19 protein-coding genes are annotated in these 20,222 nt (G+C 60.7%); 18 read left to right on the forward strand and 1 reads right to left on the reverse strand.

What is annotated here, in order from left to right:
• Positions 1-138: 138 nt before the first annotated feature.
• The 14 genes from alaS (at position 139) to AB5750_RS03060 (ending at position 13,336) form a co-directional block, all read left to right on the forward strand.
• Positions 139-2,796, forward strand: coding sequence for an alanine--tRNA ligase (alaS, locus tag AB5750_RS02995; RefSeq protein ID WP_368145340.1), 2,658 nt, complete (start codon positions 139-141; stop codon positions 2,794-2,796).
• A gap of 17 nt (positions 2,797-2,813) precedes the next feature.
• Positions 2,814-3,242 (forward strand): Holliday junction resolvase RuvX, encoded by a 429-nt coding sequence (gene ruvX / locus AB5750_RS03000; RefSeq protein ID WP_035138185.1) that lies wholly within the window; start codon positions 2,814-2,816, stop codon positions 3,240-3,242.
• Positions 3,235-4,668, forward strand: a complete 1,434-nt coding sequence (mltG, locus tag AB5750_RS03005) for an endolytic transglycosylase MltG (RefSeq protein ID WP_368145339.1) — start codon at positions 3,235-3,237, stop codon at positions 4,666-4,668. Before ruvX ends, mltG begins: the two co-directional genes overlap by 8 nt.
• A 1-nt stretch (position 4,669) precedes the next feature.
• Positions 4,670-5,167 carry a YqeG family HAD IIIA-type phosphatase gene (locus tag AB5750_RS03010; RefSeq protein WP_161194197.1) on the forward strand — a complete coding sequence of 166 codons (498 nt, stop codon included), beginning with the start codon at positions 4,670-4,672 and terminating at the stop codon, positions 5,165-5,167.
• Between the two features lie 8 nt (positions 5,168-5,175).
• Positions 5,176-5,709: a shikimate kinase gene (locus AB5750_RS03015; protein WP_250787099.1), complete on the forward strand. Its 534-nt coding sequence runs from the start codon at positions 5,176-5,178 to the stop codon at positions 5,707-5,709.
• On the forward strand, positions 5,706-6,815 hold the full coding sequence (locus AB5750_RS03020; RefSeq protein WP_368145338.1) for a hypothetical protein: 1,110 nt from the start codon (positions 5,706-5,708) through the stop codon (positions 6,813-6,815). The genes AB5750_RS03015 and AB5750_RS03020 overlap by 4 nt, the downstream gene beginning before the upstream one ends.
• A gap of 132 nt (positions 6,816-6,947) precedes the next feature.
• Positions 6,948-8,078 carry a M24 family metallopeptidase gene (locus AB5750_RS03025; protein WP_368145337.1) on the forward strand — a complete coding sequence of 377 codons (1,131 nt, stop codon included), beginning with the start codon at positions 6,948-6,950 and terminating at the stop codon, positions 8,076-8,078.
• 160 nt (positions 8,079-8,238) lie between these two features.
• Positions 8,239-8,802, forward strand: coding sequence for an elongation factor P (gene efp / locus AB5750_RS03030; RefSeq protein ID WP_006233983.1), 564 nt, complete (start codon positions 8,239-8,241; stop codon positions 8,800-8,802).
• A 24-nt stretch (positions 8,803-8,826) separates the two neighbouring features.
• The gene (locus tag AB5750_RS03035) at positions 8,827-9,189 is read left to right on the forward strand and encodes an Asp23/Gls24 family envelope stress response protein (RefSeq protein WP_006233982.1); all 363 of its coding nucleotides are present in this window, start codon (positions 8,827-8,829) and stop codon (positions 9,187-9,189) included.
• Positions 9,190-9,192: 3 nt separating this feature from the next.
• Complete coding sequence (gene nusB, locus AB5750_RS03040) at positions 9,193-9,780, forward strand: transcription antitermination factor NusB (protein ID WP_195503162.1); 588 nt, start codon at positions 9,193-9,195, stop codon at positions 9,778-9,780.
• A gap of 2 nt (positions 9,781-9,782) precedes the next feature.
• A complete protein-coding gene (locus tag AB5750_RS03045; RefSeq protein WP_006233978.1) occupies positions 9,783-10,022 on the forward strand; it encodes an exodeoxyribonuclease VII small subunit in 240 nt (79 codons plus the stop codon).
• A 35-nt stretch (positions 10,023-10,057) separates the two neighbouring features.
• Positions 10,058-10,861: a TlyA family RNA methyltransferase gene (locus AB5750_RS03050; protein WP_368145372.1), complete on the forward strand. Its 804-nt coding sequence runs from the start codon at positions 10,058-10,060 to the stop codon at positions 10,859-10,861.
• The gene (locus AB5750_RS03055) at positions 10,858-11,718 is read left to right on the forward strand and encodes an NAD(+)/NADH kinase (protein WP_035138200.1); all 861 of its coding nucleotides are present in this window, start codon (positions 10,858-10,860) and stop codon (positions 11,716-11,718) included. Before AB5750_RS03050 ends, AB5750_RS03055 begins: the two co-directional genes overlap by 4 nt.
• Positions 11,708-13,336: a DNA repair protein RecN gene (locus AB5750_RS03060; RefSeq protein WP_368145336.1), complete on the forward strand. Its 1,629-nt coding sequence runs from the start codon at positions 11,708-11,710 to the stop codon at positions 13,334-13,336. The genes AB5750_RS03055 and AB5750_RS03060 overlap by 11 nt, the downstream gene beginning before the upstream one ends.
• A 59-nt stretch (positions 13,337-13,395) precedes the next feature.
• On the opposite strand, the gene AB5750_RS03065 is transcribed toward AB5750_RS03060, so the two are convergent.
• Positions 13,396-14,253 (reverse strand): MurR/RpiR family transcriptional regulator, encoded by an 858-nt coding sequence (locus tag AB5750_RS03065; RefSeq protein ID WP_240128741.1) that lies wholly within the window; start codon positions 14,251-14,253, stop codon positions 13,396-13,398.
• A gap of 272 nt (positions 14,254-14,525) precedes the next feature.
• Here AB5750_RS03065 and AB5750_RS03070 point away from each other — a divergent pair, with 272 nt between their 5' ends.
• From AB5750_RS03070 to AB5750_RS03085, 4 genes are all read left to right on the forward strand, one after another.
• Complete coding sequence (locus AB5750_RS03070; RefSeq protein ID WP_368145335.1) at positions 14,526-16,529, forward strand: fructose-specific PTS transporter subunit EIIC; 2,004 nt, start codon at positions 14,526-14,528, stop codon at positions 16,527-16,529.
• Positions 16,530-17,057: 528 nt separating this feature from the next.
• A complete protein-coding gene (locus AB5750_RS03075; RefSeq protein WP_022094575.1) occupies positions 17,058-17,321 on the forward strand; it encodes an HPr family phosphocarrier protein in 264 nt (87 codons plus the stop codon).
• A 133-nt stretch (positions 17,322-17,454) separates the two neighbouring features.
• Positions 17,455-19,158 carry a phosphoenolpyruvate--protein phosphotransferase gene (gene ptsP, locus AB5750_RS03080; protein WP_035138206.1) on the forward strand — a complete coding sequence of 568 codons (1,704 nt, stop codon included), beginning with the start codon at positions 17,455-17,457 and terminating at the stop codon, positions 19,156-19,158.
• A gap of 74 nt (positions 19,159-19,232) precedes the next feature.
• Positions 19,233-20,165, forward strand: a complete 933-nt coding sequence (locus AB5750_RS03085; RefSeq protein ID WP_006233969.1) for a 1-phosphofructokinase family hexose kinase — start codon at positions 19,233-19,235, stop codon at positions 20,163-20,165.
• Positions 20,166-20,222: the final 57 nt, after the last annotated feature.

Consider the following 20,222-nt stretch of genomic DNA (forward strand, 5'->3'; position numbering starts at 1 on the left):
TTAATATTCATACGCGCTAACATGCAATTTCGCTGAAGGGCCGGCATTGTGCCGGCCCTCTTTTTTGCACTTGCGCGGTGGGATGGTAATATCGTTACGTTTGAACTGTTTCGATGTGAAACCGAGGAGATTCCCTCTATGAGTGCTGACTACCCGTCAATGACTACGGCCGAGATCCGCTCCAAGTTCCTCAACTTCTTTGAGGAGCGCGGTCTTAAGCTCTATCCTTCTTCGTCCCTCGTCCCCGACGATCCTTCGCTGCTGCTTGCCAACGCCGGCATGAACCAGTTTAAGGAGTACTACCAGGGCAAGAAGACCATGAAGGAGATCGGCGCTATCTCCTGCCAGAAGTGCGTCCGCACCAACGACATCGATTGCATCGGCGAGGACGGCCGTCACCTGTCCTTCTTCGAGATGCTCGGTGACTTCTCCTTTGGCGGCGTCTCCAAGCAGCAGGCCTGCGCTTGGGCCTTTGAGCTCATTACCAAGGAGTTCAAGCTGCCGCTCGACCGCCTGTACTTCACCGTCTTTACCGAGGACGACGAGACCCACGATGTGTGGCGCTCCCTGGGCGTTGCCGAGGATCACATTTCTCGCCTGGGCGAGGACGACAACTTCTGGGCCGCTGGCCCCACCGGCCCCTGCGGTCCGTGCTCCGAGATCTACTTTGACATGGGCGAGGAGGTCGGCTGCGGCAGCCCCGACTGCAAGCCTGGCTGCGACTGCGACCGCTTCCTTGAGTTCTGGAACCTCGTGTTTACCCAGTACGACCGTCAGGAGGACGGCTCCATGCCGGAGCTGCCGCACCGCAACCTCGATACGGGCATGGGCCTGGAGCGCATGGCTGCTATCATGCAGCACAAGACTGCTAACTACGACGGCGATCTGATGCAGCACCTCATCAAGCTGGGCGAGGAGATCAGCGGCAAGACCTATGACGCCGACGATTACTCCGGCGCCAGCCGTTCTCTTCGCATCATCGCCGACCACTCCCGTGCCGTCGACTTCATGATCTCTGACGGCATCCTGCCCGGTAACGAGGCTCGCGAGTACGTCCTTCGCCGCCTGCTCCGCCGCGCCGTGTTCCACGGTCGCCTGCTGGGCATCGAGGGCGCCTTCCTGACCAAGTTTATCGACGAGGTCAACGCTCAGATGGGCGAGGCCTATCCTGAGCTGCTCAAGAACGTCGCGCTCGTCAAGAGTATCGTCGCCTCCGAGGAGGAGCGCTTCTCCACGACGCTCGACAACGGTCGCGTCTACCTGGATGAGGCCCTGGCAGCGCTTGCCGAGGGTGCTGTGCTTCCGGGCGATGTTGCCTTTAAGCTGCACGACACCTTTGGTTTCCCCATCGACCTGACCGTCGAGATCGCCGGCACCGCTGGCCACGATGTCGATATGGACGGCTTCACTGCCTGCATGGAGGACCAGAAGGCCCGCGCCCGCGCCAATGCCAAAGGCGACGTCTGGGGCAGCTTCAACGACGTTTGGGTCGAGCTTTCCGACAAGGTCGCCGCGACTGAGTTCGACGGCTATGACAACGATGTGATCGAGGGCGCCAAGGTTGTTGGCATCGTGCGCAACGGCGAGTCCGTCGAGTCCGCTGCCGCCGGCGAGGACGTCGAGGTTGTGCTCGACCGCACTCCGTTCTATGCCGAGATGGGTGGCCAGCAGGGCGATGCCGGCGAGCTTTCCGCCGAGGGCGTTTCGCTGACCGTTTCCGATACCAAGAACCACAACGGCCTGTATGCTCACGTCGCCCACGTTGCCGAGGGCACGCTGGCCGTCGGTGCTACCGTGACCGCCGCGCTCGGCGTCGAGCGCCGTGGCTTCCTGCGCCGCAACCACACCGCCACGCACCTGCTCGACGCCGCCCTTAAGCAGGTCCTGGGCGAGCACGTCTCCCAGGCCGGCTCGCTGGTGACGCCCGAGCACCTGCGCTTTGACTTTACGCACTTCGAGGCCCTGTCCTCCGAGCAGCTTAAGGCTGTCGAGGACCTGGTCAACCAGCAGATCTTCGCTTCCAAGCCGGTCGTGACCCGTGTCATGGGCATCGACGAGGCTAAGGCTGCCGGCGCTGTCGCCCTGTTTGGCGAGAAGTATGGCGACGTCGTCCGCGTTGTCTCCGTGGGCGCTGAGGACCAGCCGTTCTCCCGCGAACTCTGCGGTGGCACACACGCTGCCAACACCGCCGAGATCGGCCTGTTCAAGATCATTTCCGAGTCCTCCACGGGCTCCAATGTCCGCCGTATCGAGGCCGTGACCTCTAAGGGTGCCCTCGATTATATGGCCGACCGCCTGGCACTCGTTGACGCCGCTGCTACTGCGCTCAAGTGCCGCGTGGATGAGGTTCCCGCTCGCGTGGAGAACCTGCAGGCCGAGCTGCGCGAGACGTCCAATAAGCTCAAGAAGGCTCTGACCGGTGGCTCCTCCGACGCCATCTCCAGCGCCATCGAGGGCGCCGTCGAGCTCGACGGCTATAAGCTCGTTGTCGCTGAGCTCCAGGGCCTTGAGGCTGCCGACCTGCGCAACGTATGGGACACCGTGCATCAGAAGGTCGCCGGCCCTGTTGCTTGTGTCGTCGCCAGCGTGACTGAGAAGGGCACTCCGGCCCTGCTCGCTGCCGGCTCCGATGACGCCGTCAAGGCCGGTTTCCACGCCGGTAACGTGATCAAGCAGATCGCGGGTCTGGTCGACGGTCGCGGTGGCGGTCGTCCCAACATGGCCCAGGCCGGTGGCAAGAATGCTGCCGGCATCGCCGATGCCCTCGCGGCCGCTAAGACCGCGCTCGGCGCCTAAGAATCTAAGAGGTCGCTGTGGTTGCGCTCGCGCTGGACATAGGGGAGACCAGGATTGGCATCGCCGTCTCGAGCCGTGATGGCAAGATGGCGATGCCTGTCAAGGTGCTCCCGGCCGCCGAGGTCACCGGTATGGCCAAGACGTTCCGCTACCTGGTTGAGGACTATGAGCCCGACATCCTGGTAAGCGGACGTCCCCTGACCATGGCCGGTGAGCCCGGCCCTCAGGCCGAGCGCGTTGCCGCTGTGGCGCAAAAGATTGCCGACGAGCTCGATCTTCCGTTGGAGTTTGAGGACGAGCGTCTGTCCTCGCAAGAGGCCAAGCGTATCCTGCGCGAGCAGGGACTCAACGAAAAGCAGATGAGGGGCAAGATCGACATGATTGCCGCCAGCCTGTTTTTGCAGACGTGGCTCGATCGTAAAAACGAGGAGGTTTCGCATGCCTAGTGCTTCCGATCCGCGCCAGCCGAATCGTACACAGCAGCCGGCGTCGCGCCGTGCCCAGCCTGGCCAGCGTCCGGCACAGCCGACGCAGCGCGCAGCTCAGCCTGCCGCGCGCCCGGCGCAGTCCTTCTCTCGTTCGGCCCAACCTGTTCAACGGACGGGTCAGCAGCCTTCTGCTCGTTCGGTTCAGCATTCGGCTTCTCACGCGGCTCAGCAGCCCACTGCTCGTACGGCCCAGCCTGCAGGCGGCACCCGCTTTAAGCAGCAGGCACCTACCCAGCGAACGCAGGCCCCCCAATCGCATTCGCATCACGCTCGTGGTTCGCATGGCGTTGCTCCGGCGACCCGCTCGAGCTACAACACGCATGCTCGTCGCGGTGCTCAAAAGAAAAGCTCCCCGGTGCCTATGATTATCGGTGGCGTTGTTGCCGTGCTTGCGCTTGTCGCGATCGTTTTCTTTGTCGTGCCAGCCGTCAAGGGCTTCTTTGGCGGTGAGGGTGCGAAAGTCGTTGCAGGCCAGCAGGTTACTATCACGATTCCCGATGGTGCCTCGGGTGACAGCATCGCTTCGATTCTCTCCGAGAACCATATCGTAGAAAATCCCAAGGATTACTATGCGGCGGTGAAAAAGCTCAACGCCGATATGTCGCTCAAGCCTGGTGATTATTCGTTCACCACACTCATGGATGCGACCAAGGTTGTTCAGCAGCTCATGGAAGGCCCCAACGCGGGCTCCAATACGCTGACTATCCCTGAGGGCCTGACGGTCGATCAAGTCGCCGACCGTGTGGCTCAGGCCTACGACAGCATCTCTAAGGAAGACTTCCTCAACCAGGCCAAGGCCTCCAACTACGTGGACGACTATAGCTTCCTTAAGGGCGCCGCCAACGACTCGCTCGAGGGTTTCTTGTTCCCCAAGACCTATTCGTTGGGTGATTCGCCGACGGCCGATGGCGTGATTCGCGCTATGCTCGATCAGTTTAAGACCGAGTACAAGTCGCTTGACTTTGCGAGCTGCGAAGCCAAGATCAAGGAACGCTACGGTGTGGAGATGTCCGACTACGACATCGTCAACTTGGCCTCTATCGTTGAGCGCGAGGGCCTCAACGCCGATCAACGTGCGCACGTGGCCTCGGTCTTCTACAACCGTCTTGCCGGCAAGCTCGACGGTCTGCGCTATCTCAACAGCGATGCGACCATGATGTATGTCACCGGTGGCGAGGTTACCGCCGACGACCTGCAGAGCGATAGTCCGTATAACACCTATAAACACGAGGGTCTGCCGCCCACGCCCATCTGCTCTCCGTCGCTCGAGGCACTCAAGGCCACGCTTGAGCCGACCGACTCCGAGGACCTGTATTTCTACATTACGCAGGACGAGGAGTACTTCTCGCAAACCTACGAAGAGCATCAACAGTCTTGGAATTAACATGAGGATTTTTAGCCCCAAACGATACGTTGCCTCGGTCGATCGCATCGACCTTGATACCCTGTGGGCCGACGGTAAACGCGCCATTCTGCTCGATCGCGATAACACCCTCGTGCCGCGCGACACCGAGCAGGTTCCCACCGCGGTTTCCGCTTGGCTCGACGCCGCCCGCGCCAAAGGTTTTAAGCTGTGCATGGTGTCCAACAACTGGCATCGCGACCAGGTCATGAGCTCTGCACGCGAGCTGGGACTCGAGGCCATCAGCCACGCTATGAAGCCGGCGCCGTTTGCCCTCAAGGCGGGTCTTAAGCGCCTCGGCGCCACGGCCGACGAGGCGGTACTGATCGGTGATCAGCTCTACACGGACGTGTGGAGCGGCAACTTCGCCGGCGTCGATACCATCTTGGTTAAGCCGCAGGCGACGCAGGACCTGTGGTATACGCAGATCTTCCGTATCTTTGAGCGCCGGGCCCTGCGCGACCTTCCCTGCGAGGAATAGGTCTCGCTATGTCCCAGCACACCAAACACGGCTGCGACCATATCTTCTTTATCGGCTTTTTGGGCGCGGGCAAATCGACGCTCGCGCGAAACGTCGGAACCATGTTCAAGCGGCGTTTTATCGATACCGACCGCCTGGTCGTGCGCCGTTGCGGCAAGTCGGTAACCGAGATTTTTGAGACTGAGGGTGAGGGTCGTTTTCGCGAGCTCGAGACCTCGGCGCTCCGTTCGCTCCAAAGCGAGCGCAGCCTGTTGGTTTCGTGCGGGGGCGGTATCGTCGAAACGCCGGTGAATATTGAGCTGATGCACGAAATGGGTACGTGCGTGTACCTCGAGGGCGACTTTGAGGATTCGATTCGCCAGATTCGTCGGTCCGACACGCGCCCCGATTTTCGCTCTCCCGAGCATGCCGCGCGCCTGTTTGAGCATCGCCGTCCGCTGTATCGCCAGGCCGCCGACCTTACCCTTGATATTCGCAACAAGTCCTTCGAGGACGTTTCCTACCTTTGTGCCGAGATGCTTTTGGAGCGTGGGCTGCTATGATTCGCCGTCAACTGATCAATTTCCAAAACCGCAGTGTCGATGTCCGCGTCGGATTGGGCGCGTTCGATGAGCTGTCGCGCATGTTTTCCTCGGCTGTGGGCAAGCCTAAGCGCGCGATGGTCGTTTGGAACGACGACACGTCAGAGCGTTTTGGTGAGGTCGTCGAGCATGCGCTGGTCGACGCCGGCTTTGCCGTGTCGCTGCTCGTCCTCGATGTTTCGCCTGCCGGTGCCACGCTCGCCGATGCCGATACCGTCTTTGGCGCCCTGTCTGCCAACGGCGTTACCTGCGACGATCTGGTTGTCGCCGTTGGCGATGCCGCAACCTGCTCGGTTGTTAGCTGGTGCGCCAACCAGTGGTGCGGCCGAACCGAGTGCGCGCTGTTGCCGACGACCTTCGACGCCATGCTCACGGTCGCGACGACCATGAAGCCGCTCGTCGCCTCGTCGGCGAATGCGCTTCCCGCCATCGCGTTCCGTCCCGAACCGGGCTTGGTCGTGTGTGACCTCGACCTTGTTCGCGAGACGGACCCCGAGGACCTCAAGCTCGGCTATGTGGTACTTGTTGGCACCATGCTTTCGAGCAGTAAGTCCCGCTGGAATCAGTTTACTGAGACCGTCCCCGAGATTCTCGCGGGCGAAGAGGTCGCACTCGTCAATGCCGTTCAATGGTCTCAGACTGCCCGTAAAGACGTGCTGACGGCAACGAACCCGAGCGCCCGCCATGCTCTCGATTTTGGCAAAACGGGGGAGCGTACCCTGCGCGCCTGCTTGGGCGATGCCGCTTCGCAGGTCCCTGCCTACCAGCTGTTGTCCGAGGGCATGCGCTTTGAGGCGCGCCTTGCCCACGACGCCTGCGACTTCGATATCGATTACGTTTTTGAGATCGATGACTGCCTGGAGGACTTTGGTATCGAGGAGCTTGCCTTCGATCTGGAGCCTGCCGCATATATCGAGGAGTTCCGCAGACAGCAGTTTGTCCGCTCGAACCGCAGCATGTTGCCGCTGCCCGCGGCGCTAGGCGCCATTCGTCTAACGAGCGTTGAGGACGAGGTTCTTGAGCGCCATGCTCATGCCTACTTGGCTTCTCGCAAAGAACTTCTCTAAGATTTATTGACATCCATCGTCTTTCGTATCATGTTGAGGGGCGGGTTTTCAATCGGTTGCGGATCGCATGCGATTCTGTCGTTCGGTTGAGACCCGTTCCGTCTATATAGAGACAACAAGAAAGGAATCTGCATGTCTGAGTTTGCTGCCGGTCCTGCCGGTCGTATCGAGCGTGTCCGTGCCCTTATGGCCGAGCGTGGCTACGACGCCATCGTGGTGCGCGACGAGGCCAACCTTCGTTGGCTTACGGGCGTGAAGGGCGTCTTCGACTACACCTTCGAGTTCCCGCACGCTGCGTTTATTACGGCTGACCAGTGCCTGTTCCACACCGACTCGCGCTACCTCAACAGCTTTGAGGAGAACACGCCCGCCGGCAGCCCCTGGGTCTACGACATGGATGAGGGCACCATCCCCGGGTGGGTCGCCGGCAAGATCGCGGCCAACAACTGCCGCGTCTGCGCTGTCGAGGACGATATGCAGATTAATTTCTATCAGGGCATTCAGCGCGGCCTGGAGGACCGCTCCGTCGCCTGCATGCTGCCGTTGATGCACGACGACATCCACAAGATGCGCGCCATCAAGGACGCCGAGGAGATCGAGCTCATGCGCCATGCGCAGTCGATCACCGATGCCGCCTTCCAGCACATGCTCGGCTTTATTAAGCCCGGTATGACCGAGAAGCTGGTTCGCAACGAGCTCGAGAACTTTATGTTCGCCAACGGCGCCGACAGCCTCGCCTTCGGCTCCATCGTGGCGAGCGGTCCCAACACCGCCAACCCGCATGCCGTGCCGAGCGACCGCGTGATCGAGAAGGGCGATTTCGTTCTTATGGATTACGGCGCGGGCTACTGCGATTACCGCTCCGACATGACGCGCACCGTCGTGATGGGCGAGCCCACGCAGGAGCAGCGGGACCTGTACGCACTCGTGCGCCGCACGCACGAGGAGTGCGTCGCCGCCATCCATCCGGGCGTCGAGGGCAACGACATTTTCAAGCTTTCCAAGAAGATCATCGGCGATGCCGGTTATGGTGATTACTACAACCATGGCCTGGGCCACGGCGTGGGCATCGACATTCACGAGCTGCCCAACTTCAACCGCAGCAAGAACACCATCGAGATCGGCTCGGTTGTCACCATGGAGCCCGGCGTCTACCTGCCCGGCGTGGGCGGCGTGCGCCTTGAGGACTACGGCGTGGTCACCGAGAACGGCTACGAGCCCTTCACCAAGACCCCGCACGACCTGCACGTTATCGACTGCTAGTCTACTTCGGTAGATAGTTTGGGGCGGGGCGTCCGGATCGATTCGGACGCCCCGCGTTCTCTTTTTATGCGCTCGCTGCAGGTGCCGTCTGCAAGTGTATAATTTCTGTCGTATGTAATTTGGACGCCTGTGCGTCCTGCCCATAACAAGAAAGGTCGCTATGCCTACCATTTCTACCGCCGACTTCAAGAACGGCCTCGGTCTCCGCATTAAGGACAAGGTCTACACCATCGTCGAGTTCCAGCATGTCAAGCCGGGCAAGGGCGGCGCGTTTGTGCGCTACAAGACCCGCGACATCAAGAGCGGCCGCGTCGTCGAGAACACCTGCAACGCCGGCACCAAGTTCGAGAGCGTCATGCTCACCACCCGTGAGTTCCAGTACCTCTACAACGATGGTACCGACTACATCTTCATGGACAACGAGTCCTATGAGCAGGTTCCCGTTCCCGAGGACATGGTGGGAGAGAACTCCAAGTGGCTGCGCGAGAACGACATCTGCCAGCTGCTCTTCGCCGACGATGAGCTCATGGGCGTGACCCCGCCGATGTTCATCGAGACCACCATCGTCCAGACCGACCCGGGCTTTAAGGGCGACACCGTCCAGGGTTCCACCAAGCCGGCCACGATCGACACCGGCGCTGTCATCCAGGTCCCCATGTACCTCAACGAGGGCGAGGTCATCAAGGTTGACACCCGCGACGGCAAGTTCGTCTCCCGCGTCTAGCAACCAACTCTTCTAGGAGGACTCATGCCCCAGGAAATCAAGATTGACGGCATCGGCATTTCGCCCGATGTTCTGACCGCCATCGTCTCGCGCGCCGTGTCGGATGTCGAGGGCATCGCCTCCGTTGGCGTCAAGGACCTTGCCACCAACCTTGTCTCCATGATGCTCTCGTCCAAGGCCCCGGCTTCTGAGCCGGCGGTCGAGGCCGAGGTCGTCGGCGACAAGCTCGCACTCACCGTGCGCGTCGTGGTGTTCTTTGGCTATCCGTTCAAGAAACTCGCCGAGGCCGTTCGCGCCGCCGTGGTCGCCGCCATCGATGCCCAAGTGGGCGTTGAGGTTGAGCGTGTTGACGTTTGCATCGACGGCCTCGTTTTCCCCAAGGAGTAACCTTTGAGTCTTAAGGTTTATCGCGGGCGTACGCTTGCCCGCAGTCAGGCGCTGCAGCTGCTGTTCCAGGCCGAGGCCACGGACAGTCCGCTCGAGCGCGTCCTCGAGGGCGATTTCCTGATCTCGAAGGGTCCCCTCGACCCCTATGCGCTGGAGCTTTGCCGCGGTGCCTACGAGCATATCGACCGCATCGACTGCGCTCTGCGCTCCGTTGCCAAGAACTGGGATCTTATGCGCATGCCCGGCGCCGACCGCAATCTGCTGCGTATCGCCGTTTACGAGATGCGTTTCCTCACCGACGAGGAGGTCTCGGACGCCATCGTGATCAACGAGGCCGTCGAGCTTGCCAAGGCCTATGGCACCGACCAGTCCGCGTCGTTCGTCAACGGCGTGCTGGGCAAGATCGCTCGCAGCGAGGAGCTGCCGGGCGAGGACCTATACCAGGAGCTGCTGGCCGAGGATCGCGCTCGCGAGGAGGCACAGGCTGCCGAGGCTGCCGCTAAGGTTGCGGTTGCCCAGGCTGAGGCTGGTGTGTTGGCCGAGGATGCGGACGCTGCTGAGGCCGTCGAGGCCGACTCCGTCGAGGAGTAGCCATGCCAGAGGGTTCTGTCCGTAACTTTGATGAGATTTCGGACCGTCTGGATCAGATCATCGCTACCGTTCGCTCCAAGGATACCTCCTTGGAGCGTTCGCTCGATTTGTTTGACGAAGCGATTGAGCTGGGCTCCCGCGCGGTCGATATGGTCGACAAGTTTGAGTTGACGCCGCGTGAGGCCGACAAGCTCGAGCAGGAATACGATGAGGATGCGGCAAACGAATCCCAGGATAGCTAGGCCGCATCTCCGGATACGAATGGTTGATGGCATTCATGAAACGCGTGCGTCTTGATGACGAACTGATTTCACAGGGCATCTGCGCCGATCGCGCGGATGCCCTTCGCACTCTTATGGCCGGCTTGGTCTCGAGTGGCGGTGAGCGCTTGACTTCGCCGGGCCTTAAGGTGATCCCGGGGCTGCCGCTGCATGTGAAGGGGCGCATTCCCTATGTTGGCCGCGGCGGTCTTAAGCTCGAAGGCGCGCTTGATGCGTTTGGCATCAATCCGACGGGCCTTGCCTGTCTGGATGTGGGCTGCTCTACCGGCGGCTTTACCGATTGTCTGCTCAAGCGCGGAGCTGCGACCGTTGTCTCGGTGGACGTGGGTCGCGCCCAGTTCGATTGGTCGTTGCGCCAGGACGATCGCGTGACGCTGCGTGAGCGCACAAACGTGACGCAGCTGCCTGAGCTTGGCTATGCCGGCACTATCGACCTGGCTGTGTGTGATGTCTCGTTTACCAGCATCGCGAACATTATCGATGCGGTACTGGCGTGCCTGGCGCCTACGGGTGCATTCTGCACGCTCGTAAAGCCGCAGTTTGAGGCTCCGGCGGCGCTGGTGGGCGAGGGCGGCATTGTGACCGATCCCGCCGTGCGCCGCGATACACTCGTGGCGGCGGTTGAACTCTTTGCTGCCAAGGGCCTGTTCCCGGTCGATGTGTGCGTGTCGCCCATTCATGGTGCCAAGGGCAACGTTGAGTTTTTCCTGTACGGCACGAGATTTGACCCCGGCGATCGCTCGCAAGACGAGCTGCAATCCCAGGTATCGGTTATGAGCGAGAAAGCTGCAACGCTATGAAGGTCTTTCTGGTTCCCAATTACTACAAGCAAGAGGCGGTCGAGAGCGGCCTGATGCTCGAGCTTTGGCTGACTCGCCAGGGCTATGAGGTCGCATGGGCTGCCGACCAGCGATCCAAGATTCAGAGCACGCCTGATATTGACGGCTCCGATCTGGTCATTACGCTCGGCGGCGACGGTACGTTGCTGCGCGCTGCCCGCATCCTCAACCATCGTGAGATTCCTATCCTCGGTCTTTCCTATGGTCACCTGGGCTTTCTAACTGCTGCGAGCCCCGAGGAGCGCGACATCCTGCAGGTCGTGAGCGACGCCCTGTCCGGTGAGCTGCACGTGAGCCGTCGCGCCACCATCGCCGCGGATATCGTGTCCGTGCGCGAAGACGGTACGAAGGATGTCGTGCGCACCTTCGCCCTCAACGACATGGCGCTTACCCGCGGTCCGCTGTCCGATATGGTCGAGTTCGACATCACCGTTTCGGGCCACCATATCGATCGCTTGCGCGGCGATGGTGTGGTCGTGTCCACGGCAACCGGCTCTACGGGCTATGCCCTCAGTGCCGGCGGTCCTATCGTGAGTCCGGATTACACGGGCATGGTCTGCGTACCCATTGCGCCGCACACCATTCAGGCTCGTGCCTTTTTGACCTCGCCGAGTGATGTCGTCGAAATCTTTATGTCCGATGATCGCCCGAGCGTTCCGGCGATCGCTATCGATGGACAGTTTATTACCTGCGATGGCACCGTTGAGAGCGTGGCGGTGCGCCGCGGGCCCGGAGATGTGTTGCTGCTGGATTACGGCCCCGAGAGCTTCTATAACTCGGTGAGCCGCGTATTCTACGGAGTCCGTCATGATCGATGAGCTGCAGGTTTATAACATTGCACTCATTCGCGAGGCGACGCTGGTGCCGAGTGCCGGCCTGACTGTCCTGACTGGCGAGACTGGCGCCGGCAAGACCGCGCTGCTCTCGGCCCTCAAGCTAATTTTGGGCGAGCGTGCGGATTCGTCGACGGTGCGCGAGGGCGAGGCACTGGCGAGCGTCGAGGCGCGACTCTTCGACGGGCCGCACGACACGGAGGGGTTCACCGTACAGCGCAGCCTTTCTGCCGAGGGCCGCAGCCGCGTGAAGATTGACGGTCGCATTGCCAGTGTGCGCGAGCTTTCGGAGCGCGTCGGCGTGATGATGGATCTGTGCGGCCAGCACGAGCACCAGCGCTTGCTCGATCCGGCGCATCACGTTGCGATGGTCGATGCCTGGGCGGGACGCTCTGCGCTCGAGGCGCTCGAGCACTACCGTGCTTGCTTTAAAGCCTCGCGCGCGGCTGCCAAGGAGGTCCGTCGCGTCGAGGAGGCCTCACGTGCGCGGGGGAGTCGCGTCGAGGAAGCGCGCTTTGCGCTCGAGCGCATCGGCGAGGTCGACCCCAAACCGGGCGAGTATGAGGAACTCGAGGAACTGCTGCCGCGCTCCGAACATGCCGAGGTACTGGTTGCCACAGCTAACGATGCCCATGCATCGCTTGCCTCCGAAGGGGGAGCGCTCGACGCCGTGAACAGCGCCGTGGCAGAACTTTCCCGAATGGCTACCGTCGATCGCAAACTGGGCGACATTGCCGATGCGCTTTCGGATGCCTGTATCTCACTTGAGGATTGCGCGAACGAGCTTCGTGCCTATCGCGATGGCGTCGCCTTCGACCCGCGCGAGCTCGCTCGCATGCGTGATCGGTATTCCGACCTCAAGGGCCTGTTGCGTCAGTGGGGTCCCACCATGGACGATGTTTTTGCCATGCGCGATCGCTCGCAAGAGCTGCTGTCCTTGGTCGATGATGGTGATGAACAGATCAAAAAGGCGCGTGAGGCACTCGGGAGCGCTGAGCGCGAGTTGTTTGCCGCTGCCAAGGCACTTAAGCGCGCCCGCAATACGGCGGCCCCGCGCTTCTGTCACGAGGTTGGCCGCCAGATGGCTCGCCTGGAGATGGGCGGCGCCGAGCTCGTCTGGGAGTCGCGCGATCTTCCCCGTGCTGAGTGGACGCCCGTTGGTCCTTCGAGCTACGAGCTGCTATACCGCAGCGGTGCCGGTTTGACTCCACGTCCCCTGCGCCGCATTGCGTCGGGCGGCGAGCTCAGCCGCGTCATGTTGGCAAGTAAGGTTGTCCTCGGTAACGCGGACGGTGTCGATACGCTGGTGTTTGACGAGGTCGATGCTGGCGTCGGTGGCTCCACGGCGCGTGCGCTCGCGGGCGTGCTGGCAGATCTCGCCGCTACGCATCAGGTGATTGTCGTAACCCACTTGGCGCAGGTCGCCGTCATGGCTGACAAGCATTATGTCGTCAGCAAGGAACCGGGCGATGTTCCCCAGACGCATTTGGACGAGGTAACCGGTGAAGCGCGTACCGCCGAGATCGCCCGCATGTTGAGCGGCGATCAGTCCGAGGCAAGCTTGGCCCACGCGAAGCAGATGCTCGAAGAAACTCGAGGTTAGGTCGTATCAGCGGTGTTGGTGGGACAAAATGGACTGAAATTTTTGTCCCACTACGCGTTTTACTCAACGACCTTATCCGGCTGGATGAGCTCCTCGTAGTAGCTGATATGCTCGCGAGCGTCTTCAATCTCGGGCAGCAGGAAGTTGTAGATGACTTCGATGATCATCGTGGCGCTGATCTTAGAGAACGCAAAGTCGCCCGTTGTCAGCAGCGCTTCGTGGTTGACGGTGTTAAAAGTGTAGTCTGCCAGGCGCGCGAGCGGGGATTTACTGTCGCTGCTGATGACGACTACGGTTGCGCCGCAGTTGTGAGCCGCTTTTGCCATGCGATTCAGTCGGCGCGATTTGCCAGAGTTTGAGATTAGCACGATGACGTCACCCGGGCGTAACGTGAGCGCAAAGCCGATTGATGTCTCGCTAATGGTGCTCGCCATGCAGCGCAGGCCCAGCTGCGAAAACTTAAACGTCGCATCGAGCGCGACCGCGTTCGTATTGCCCACGGCGGCGAACTCAATAACGCCGGCATTCTTAAGCGCGTGTACAACTGCGGCCAACGTGTCGTGATCTATGCCGTCGATGGTCGCATTAAGCTCACTCACCTTGGCGGCGAGGATATTTTTTAGGCTCTGCTCCATATTGTCGAGCGAGACCTCGTCAGTCAGGCCCTCGTTACGCTGGCTTTCCAAATCCCTCGCCAACGAAAACTGAAAGCTGCGGAAGCTACCAAAGCCAAGCTTGCGGCAGAAGCGCGAAACGGTCGCCTCGGACGTGGCGGCGGCGCGCGAGAGCTGAGCGGCCGTGAGGCGTGGCGCCTCGGACTGGTGCTCCAATATATAGTCGACAATGCGCTGCTCGGACTCGCTGTATCCCTGATGGGTGCTAATGAGGGAAAGTGCGCTCTTGCTACTATCGGTCATGGATGGCTCCTGGTTGGCATGAAAATCTAATTTACTACGCCATGCCATAGTATACGGGCATTTTCAATTACAAGATACACCTTGCCGTTTCAAGTGTTGATGGTAAACTTTCACTTACCGTTTACGGTTATGAAAGAACCTTTCACCGGAGATTTGCACCTTAGCTCTTCTCACGCGGACGGTAGGTTGGTATCTTTCAGTTGTGGAAAAACGCGCATCGAAGTGCGTGTAGGGGAGCGCCCGCGGGCGCTGTACTCAAGAAGGAGGGACACATGGCTAAGTTTGACATCATCGCCGCGACCGGTTGCCCGACCGGCATTGCGCACACCTTCATGGCGAAGGAGGCGCTGGAGAAGGCTGCTGCCGAGCGTGGTCTGACCATTAAGGTCGAGACACATGGCCAGGTCGGTGTCGAGAACGAGCTCACCAAGAGTGAGATCGCTGGTGCCAAGGCCGTCGTCGTCGCAGCCGATAAGGATGTCCAGGCTGAGCGTTTCGCCTGCAAGCCCATGGTTTCCGTCGGTGTTTCCAAGGCCCTGTCCGTCGAGGCCGCCGGAAAGCTGATCGACCGCGCGCTCGCCGCCAAGGGCGACGACACGGTTGCCGCTGCCGCCGATGTCGAGGACGAGGTCGAGGAGAAGGAGTCCATCGGTCACGTCATCTACAAGCACCTCATGAACGGCGTCAGCCACATGCTGGTCTTCGTCGTTGCCGGTGGTGTTCTGACCGCCATTTCGTTCCTGTGGGGCATCACGTCCTTTGATTCGACGGCTGCCGACTACAACAGCTTTGCCGCGATGCTCAAGATTATCGGCGGTATCGCCATGAACCTCATGGTTCCGGTGCTCTCCGCTTACATCGCCGAGTCCATCGGCAAGCGCCCGGCGCTCGTCCCCGGCTTTGTTGCCGGTATGATTGCCATCCAGGGTCTTCCCATCAACGCCGATACCGGCATGATCGACGCTGGAGGCTCGGGTGTGGGCTTCGGCTTCCTGGGCGGCATCGTCGGCGGCTTCCTCGCTGGCTATGTCATCCTGCTGCTCGAGAAGGCTTTCTCTAAAATTCCCGCGAGCCTTAATGGCCTGAAGGCAATCTTCCTGTATCCGCTGTGCTCTACCGCCATCGTCGGCCTGGTCATGCTCGGTATTTCCGGCCCCATGGCTGCCATTAACCAGGGCATGATGGATTTCCTGCAGAGCCTCGGTAACTCCGGTCCGGTGATCCTTGGCCTGGCCATCGGCTGCATGTGCGCCTTTGATATGGGCGGCCCGGTCAACAAGGCTGCTTACGCTACTGGCACCTTCCTGCTCGGTACCGCTCTCGAAGCTGGCGTCGGCACCGAGACCTACAACTTCGGCACCAACTTCATGGCTGCCGTCTCCGCCGCTTGCATCGTTCCGCCGCTGATCACCACCTTCGCCGTCGTTGTCGGCAAGAAGTACTTCAGCCAGGAGGATCATGACGCCGGTATCGTCAACCTCATCCTTGGTTGCACCCACATCACCGAGGGCGCCATTCCGTTCATGACCAAGAACATCTGGCCCGTCATGCCCATCATGATGCTCGGTTCTTCCATCGCTTCCATCTTGACCATCTTCTTCAACGTTCACGATCCGGCGCCTCACGGCGGCTTCCTGGTCCTGCCTGTTGTCGAGAACGGTCCGCTGTGGGTCCTCGCGATCCTCATCGGCGCTGTGGTCGGTGGCATCCTGTTCGTGGCCTTCAAGAAGTACGACTTCGAGAAGAATCAGAAGGCCGCTCCTGTAGCCAAGCCCGTTGAGGCCCCCAAGGCCGCTGCCGTCGAGGCCCCCAAGGCCGAGGCTGCCGACTTCGTGAAGGTTGAGAACGTCTTTGTCGCCGAGGACTTCGCTTCTCGTGACGAGGCTCTGAGCTTTGTCTCCAACCAGGCCGTCAAGGCCGGTATCGCCGGCGACGCCGACGCCGTGATGAACGCCTTCCTGGCCCGCGAGGCCGAGGGCACCACGGGCATGATGGAGGGCTTCGCCATTCCGCATGCCAAGTCCGACGCCATCACCGAGGCCGCTGTCATCGTCGTCAAGGACGACTCTGGCGTGACCGGTTGGGACACCATGGACGGCGCTCCCGTCAACGTTGCCATCGCCCTGCTCATCCCGGGCGCTCAGGCTGGAACCACGCACCTCAAGATCCTGTCCAAGGTCGCTGAGGCGCTTATGGACGAGGACTTCCGTGCCACCGTCAAGGGTTCCACCGACGCCGCCGAGATCGCCAAGACGATCAACGCCCGTCTGGTCTAACCCCACGGCTAGCGATTAACATCGCCCCCTGTACAAAAGGCGAGGACTCCACCAGGAGCCCCCGCCTTTTTTCTTGCCCCTCCCATAAGTTGCGGTGAAATAGGGACTGTTTAACCGTTTCAACCCCAAATTCAATCCCTATTTCACCGCAACTTACAGAGATGGGCATAGAAGGTCCTATCTGCTGAGTCTTTAGCGCGGACAGATCGTCAGCTAGAATTCCTTTCGGCCGATATTACTCTGGACCGACTGAGTTTCCGCAGCTTGCTCGCCGTGCGGGGCGATTAAGTTTGTCGCGAGTTCCGCACGCAAAGGACAGCACTTAATGTGCTGTCCGTCTTGCGCAGGACTGTAGAGCAGCAAACTTAATCGCCCCGCACGGCGAGCAAGCGGCGAGCCCAGACATCTGTCCAATAATTCGTCCGAAACATAATGAAAAACCGTTTGATGTGAGTTAATATAAACAACGTCGTGAATCTGACTCCTGCCACATGCATGACAGGGGTTAAACACAAAAAGGAGTCAACTATGGTTTCTGAGAAGGCTACCCTCGTTAATCCTCAGGGTCTGCACATGCGTCCGGCTGGTCTGTTCGCCTCCACCATGGGCAAGTATGCCTGTGACGTGACGGTCGTCACCCCCGAGAAGGAGGTCAACGGCAAGTCCCCGATGGCCCTCATGGCTGCTGGTATCCCCTGCGGTACCGAGGTCGAGGTCAAGTGCGACGGCGCTGACGAGGCCGAGGCTCTGGCTGCTGCCATCGAGCTCATCAAGAGCGGTCTTGGCGAGTAGAACTCAAACGGGTCGCATGTTGAACAACTAAGTTCATATTTGGGGGCGCAGTGACCTGTTGTAAGGTAGCTGCGCTCTTTTGTCATGGATATGGCAAAACGCTTTATCACATGACACGGAGAGAGGAATGGGAATGTATCAGGGAGTCAACGCTTCCGAGGGCATCGGTATCGGCACCGTCATGGTCGCCGTCGATCCCGACTTGACGTTTGAGCCGCACGAGGTTGCTGATTCGGCAGCAGAGAAGGAGCGCTATCAGTCCGCTCTTTCGGTCTTCTGCGAGAAGACCCAGGCTCAGGCCGACCACATGAAGGAGACGGTGGGTGAGGCCGAGGCCGAGATCATGAGCGGACACATTGTCCTGGCTCAGGACCCGGGCATGACCGACGCCATTAACGCCGCCATTGACGGCGGCACCTGCGCCGAGCAGGCGCTCATGGACACCTCGACCATGTTCGAGAACATGTTCCTGTCCATGGACGACGAGATGTTCCGTCTGCGCGCGGCCGACATCGCCGACATCCGCACCGGTATTCTGGCCGAGCTGCTGGGCAAGGAGGTCGTCGACCTCTCCGTCCTGCCCGAGAACACTGTCGTTGTCGTGCACGACCTCACGCCGTCCATGACCGCCACGATCGATAAGGCCCACGTTGCCGGTATCGTTACCGAGACCGGTGGCCGCACGTCGCACTCCGCGATTATTGCGCGCGCCCTCGAGATCCCGGCTGTCCTTTCGGTTTCCAATAGCTGCACCGCGCTGCGCAACGGTATGACCGTTGTCGTCGACGGTGGCAAGGGTATCGTTGAGGCCGATCCCGACGAGGAGACGCTCGCCGCATACACCGCCAAGGCCGAGGCCTTCGCTGCCGAGAAGGCAGCCCTCGAGGCCTTCCGCGGCAAGCCGTCCGTGACTGCCGATGGCATCAAGAAGATCATCGCCTGCAACATCGGTAACCCCGATGACGTGCCCAACGCGCTCGATCACGACGCCGAGGCCATCGGTCTGTTCCGCTCCGAGTTCCTGTTCATGGACTCTGCTGAGCTTCCTTCCGAGGAGGAGCAGTTCAACGCCTACCGTAAGGTCGCCAGCGCGCTCAAGGGTGCTCCGGTCATCATCCGCACGCTCGATGTTGGCGGCGACAAGGAGATTCCGTATCTGCACATGGTCAAGGAAGATAACCCCTTCATGGGCTTCCGCGCCGTGCGTTACTGCCTGGCCAATCCCGACCAGTACAAGGTCCAGCTCCGCGCTCTGCTGCGCGCTAGCGCCTTCGGTGACGTCAAGATCATGATCCCGCTCGTCACCTGCGTCGAGGAGGTCTTGGCTGTCAAGGAGCTCGTCGAGCAGTGCAAGGCCGAGCTGACCGAAGAGGGTCGCAAGTTCAACGAGAACATCGAGGTCGGCATCATGGTCGAGACGCCCGCCGCTTCGCTGCTCGCAGACCGTCTTGCCGAGGTCGCCGACTTCTTCTCCATCGGCACCAACGACCTGATCGGTTACACCATGTGCGCCGACCGTGGTAACGACACCATCTCCAACCTGTACCAGGTTTACTATCCCGCCGTGCTCCGCTCGCTCAAGAACATCATCGAGAGCGGCGTGAAGGCCGGCATCATGGTCGGTATGTGCGGCGAAGCCGCTGCCGATCCGCTGCTCGAGCCGCTGCTGATCAGCTGGGGCCTGGAGGAGTTCTCGATGAGCGCTCCTTCTATCCTGCGCGCCCGCAAGACCATCAGCCAGTGGACCAAGGCCGAGTGCGACGAGCTCGCCGAGAAGGCGCTCGCCTGCAACACCGCAGCCGAGGTCAAGGCACTGCTCGAGTCCGCAGCTCGCTAATTTGGTATCAGAGGTAACCGCGTGGTTGGAATGGGCCGGCCACGCGGCCCTCACATATACAGGGGGTACTGTAAATGTTCTACACGCTAACCGCTAACCCGGCTGTCGACATGACGGTTTCGAGCTCTCCGCTCGAGCCCGATGAGAACGTCCGCACCGGCTCGGCCAGCTACACGGCTAACGGCAAGGGCCTTGACGTGTCCTTCGCCTTTAAGAAGATGGGCGTTGACACCGTCGCACTCGGCTTCTTTGCTGGCTTCACGGGCAAGTTCATCGTTGAGGAGGTCATGAACCTGGGTTGCCTCTGCCGCCCGGTCTGGACCGACGGTATCACGCGCATTAACACCTACGTCAACGATGGCCAGCACGAGTACGGCATCCTGAACCCGGGTGCTCCGATCACGCCGCAGCACCAGGAGGAGCTCTACAACATCCTGGACACCGCGGGCGATCTTGAGTGCCTGATCGTCTCCGGCTCCGTGCCTCCCAAAGCTACGCCCGACTTCCTGGCTCAGGTCATGGAGCACGCTCAGGCTCGTGGCGCCGACGTCGTCCTGGACTTGTCCTCCGACAAGCTCAAGGAGCTCGCTCACAAGAAGCCGCTGCTCATCAAGCCGAACCATCACGAGATGAAGGCCATCTTCGGCGTGCCGGTCGACACCGACGACGAGGTTCGCGTTGCCATGAAGATGGCTCACGACGCTGGCGTTCAGAACGTGCTGCTCACCCGTGGTAGCCGCGGCGACGCTTACTTCTCCAACGGCGAGGACATCTGGTACGCCAAGCGTGAGTTCAACATCAAGCTGGTTTCTTCCGTCTGCGCCGGCGATTGCACCCTCGCTGCGTTCCTGCACAAGTGGTACAGGGATCGCGACAACGTCGAGGAGGCCATGAAGCTCGCTATGGCCACCGGCGCTAACGTTGCCGAGTCCGTCGGCATTGGCGACTTTGGTCACGTCGACGAGTACAGCAAGCGCGTTGCTGTCCGCAAGCTCGATCGTCAGTAATCGAAACGCGACATATTCGTGCACATGCGGCGCCCCGGTTTCGGCCGGGGCGCCTTT

The sequence above is a fragment of the Collinsella aerofaciens genome (assembly GCF_040926185.1).
Lineage (GTDB): Bacteria > Actinomycetota > Coriobacteriia > Coriobacteriales > Coriobacteriaceae > Collinsella > Collinsella aerofaciens_BC.

Coding starts and splice junctions, on each gene's coding strand:
- alaS (WP_368145340.1), top strand. CDS start 139: ATGAGTGCTGACTACCCGTCAATGACTACGGCCGAGATCCGCTCCAAG.
- mltG (WP_368145339.1), top strand. CDS start 3,235: ATGCCTAGTGCTTCCGATCCGCGCCAGCCGAATCGTACACAGCAGCCG.
- AB5750_RS03010 (WP_161194197.1), top strand. CDS start 4,670: ATGAGGATTTTTAGCCCCAAACGATACGTTGCCTCGGTCGATCGCATC.
- AB5750_RS03015 (WP_250787099.1), top strand. CDS start 5,176: ATGTCCCAGCACACCAAACACGGCTGCGACCATATCTTCTTTATCGGC.
- AB5750_RS03020 (WP_368145338.1), top strand. CDS start 5,706: ATGATTCGCCGTCAACTGATCAATTTCCAAAACCGCAGTGTCGATGTC.
- AB5750_RS03025 (WP_368145337.1), top strand. CDS start 6,948: ATGTCTGAGTTTGCTGCCGGTCCTGCCGGTCGTATCGAGCGTGTCCGT.
- efp (WP_006233983.1), top strand. CDS start 8,239: ATGCCTACCATTTCTACCGCCGACTTCAAGAACGGCCTCGGTCTCCGC.
- AB5750_RS03035 (WP_006233982.1), top strand. CDS start 8,827: ATGCCCCAGGAAATCAAGATTGACGGCATCGGCATTTCGCCCGATGTT.
- AB5750_RS03045 (WP_006233978.1), top strand. CDS start 9,783: ATGCCAGAGGGTTCTGTCCGTAACTTTGATGAGATTTCGGACCGTCTG.
- AB5750_RS03050 (WP_368145372.1), top strand. CDS start 10,058: ATGAAACGCGTGCGTCTTGATGACGAACTGATTTCACAGGGCATCTGC.
- AB5750_RS03055 (WP_035138200.1), top strand. CDS start 10,858: ATGAAGGTCTTTCTGGTTCCCAATTACTACAAGCAAGAGGCGGTCGAG.
- AB5750_RS03060 (WP_368145336.1), top strand. CDS start 11,708: ATGATCGATGAGCTGCAGGTTTATAACATTGCACTCATTCGCGAGGCG.
- AB5750_RS03065 (WP_240128741.1), bottom strand. CDS start 14,253: ATGACCGATAGTAGCAAGAGCGCACTTTCCCTCATTAGCACCCATCAG.
- AB5750_RS03070 (WP_368145335.1), top strand. CDS start 14,526: ATGGCTAAGTTTGACATCATCGCCGCGACCGGTTGCCCGACCGGCATT.
- AB5750_RS03075 (WP_022094575.1), top strand. CDS start 17,058: ATGGTTTCTGAGAAGGCTACCCTCGTTAATCCTCAGGGTCTGCACATG.
- ptsP (WP_035138206.1), top strand. CDS start 17,455: ATGTATCAGGGAGTCAACGCTTCCGAGGGCATCGGTATCGGCACCGTC.
- AB5750_RS03085 (WP_006233969.1), top strand. CDS start 19,233: ATGTTCTACACGCTAACCGCTAACCCGGCTGTCGACATGACGGTTTCG.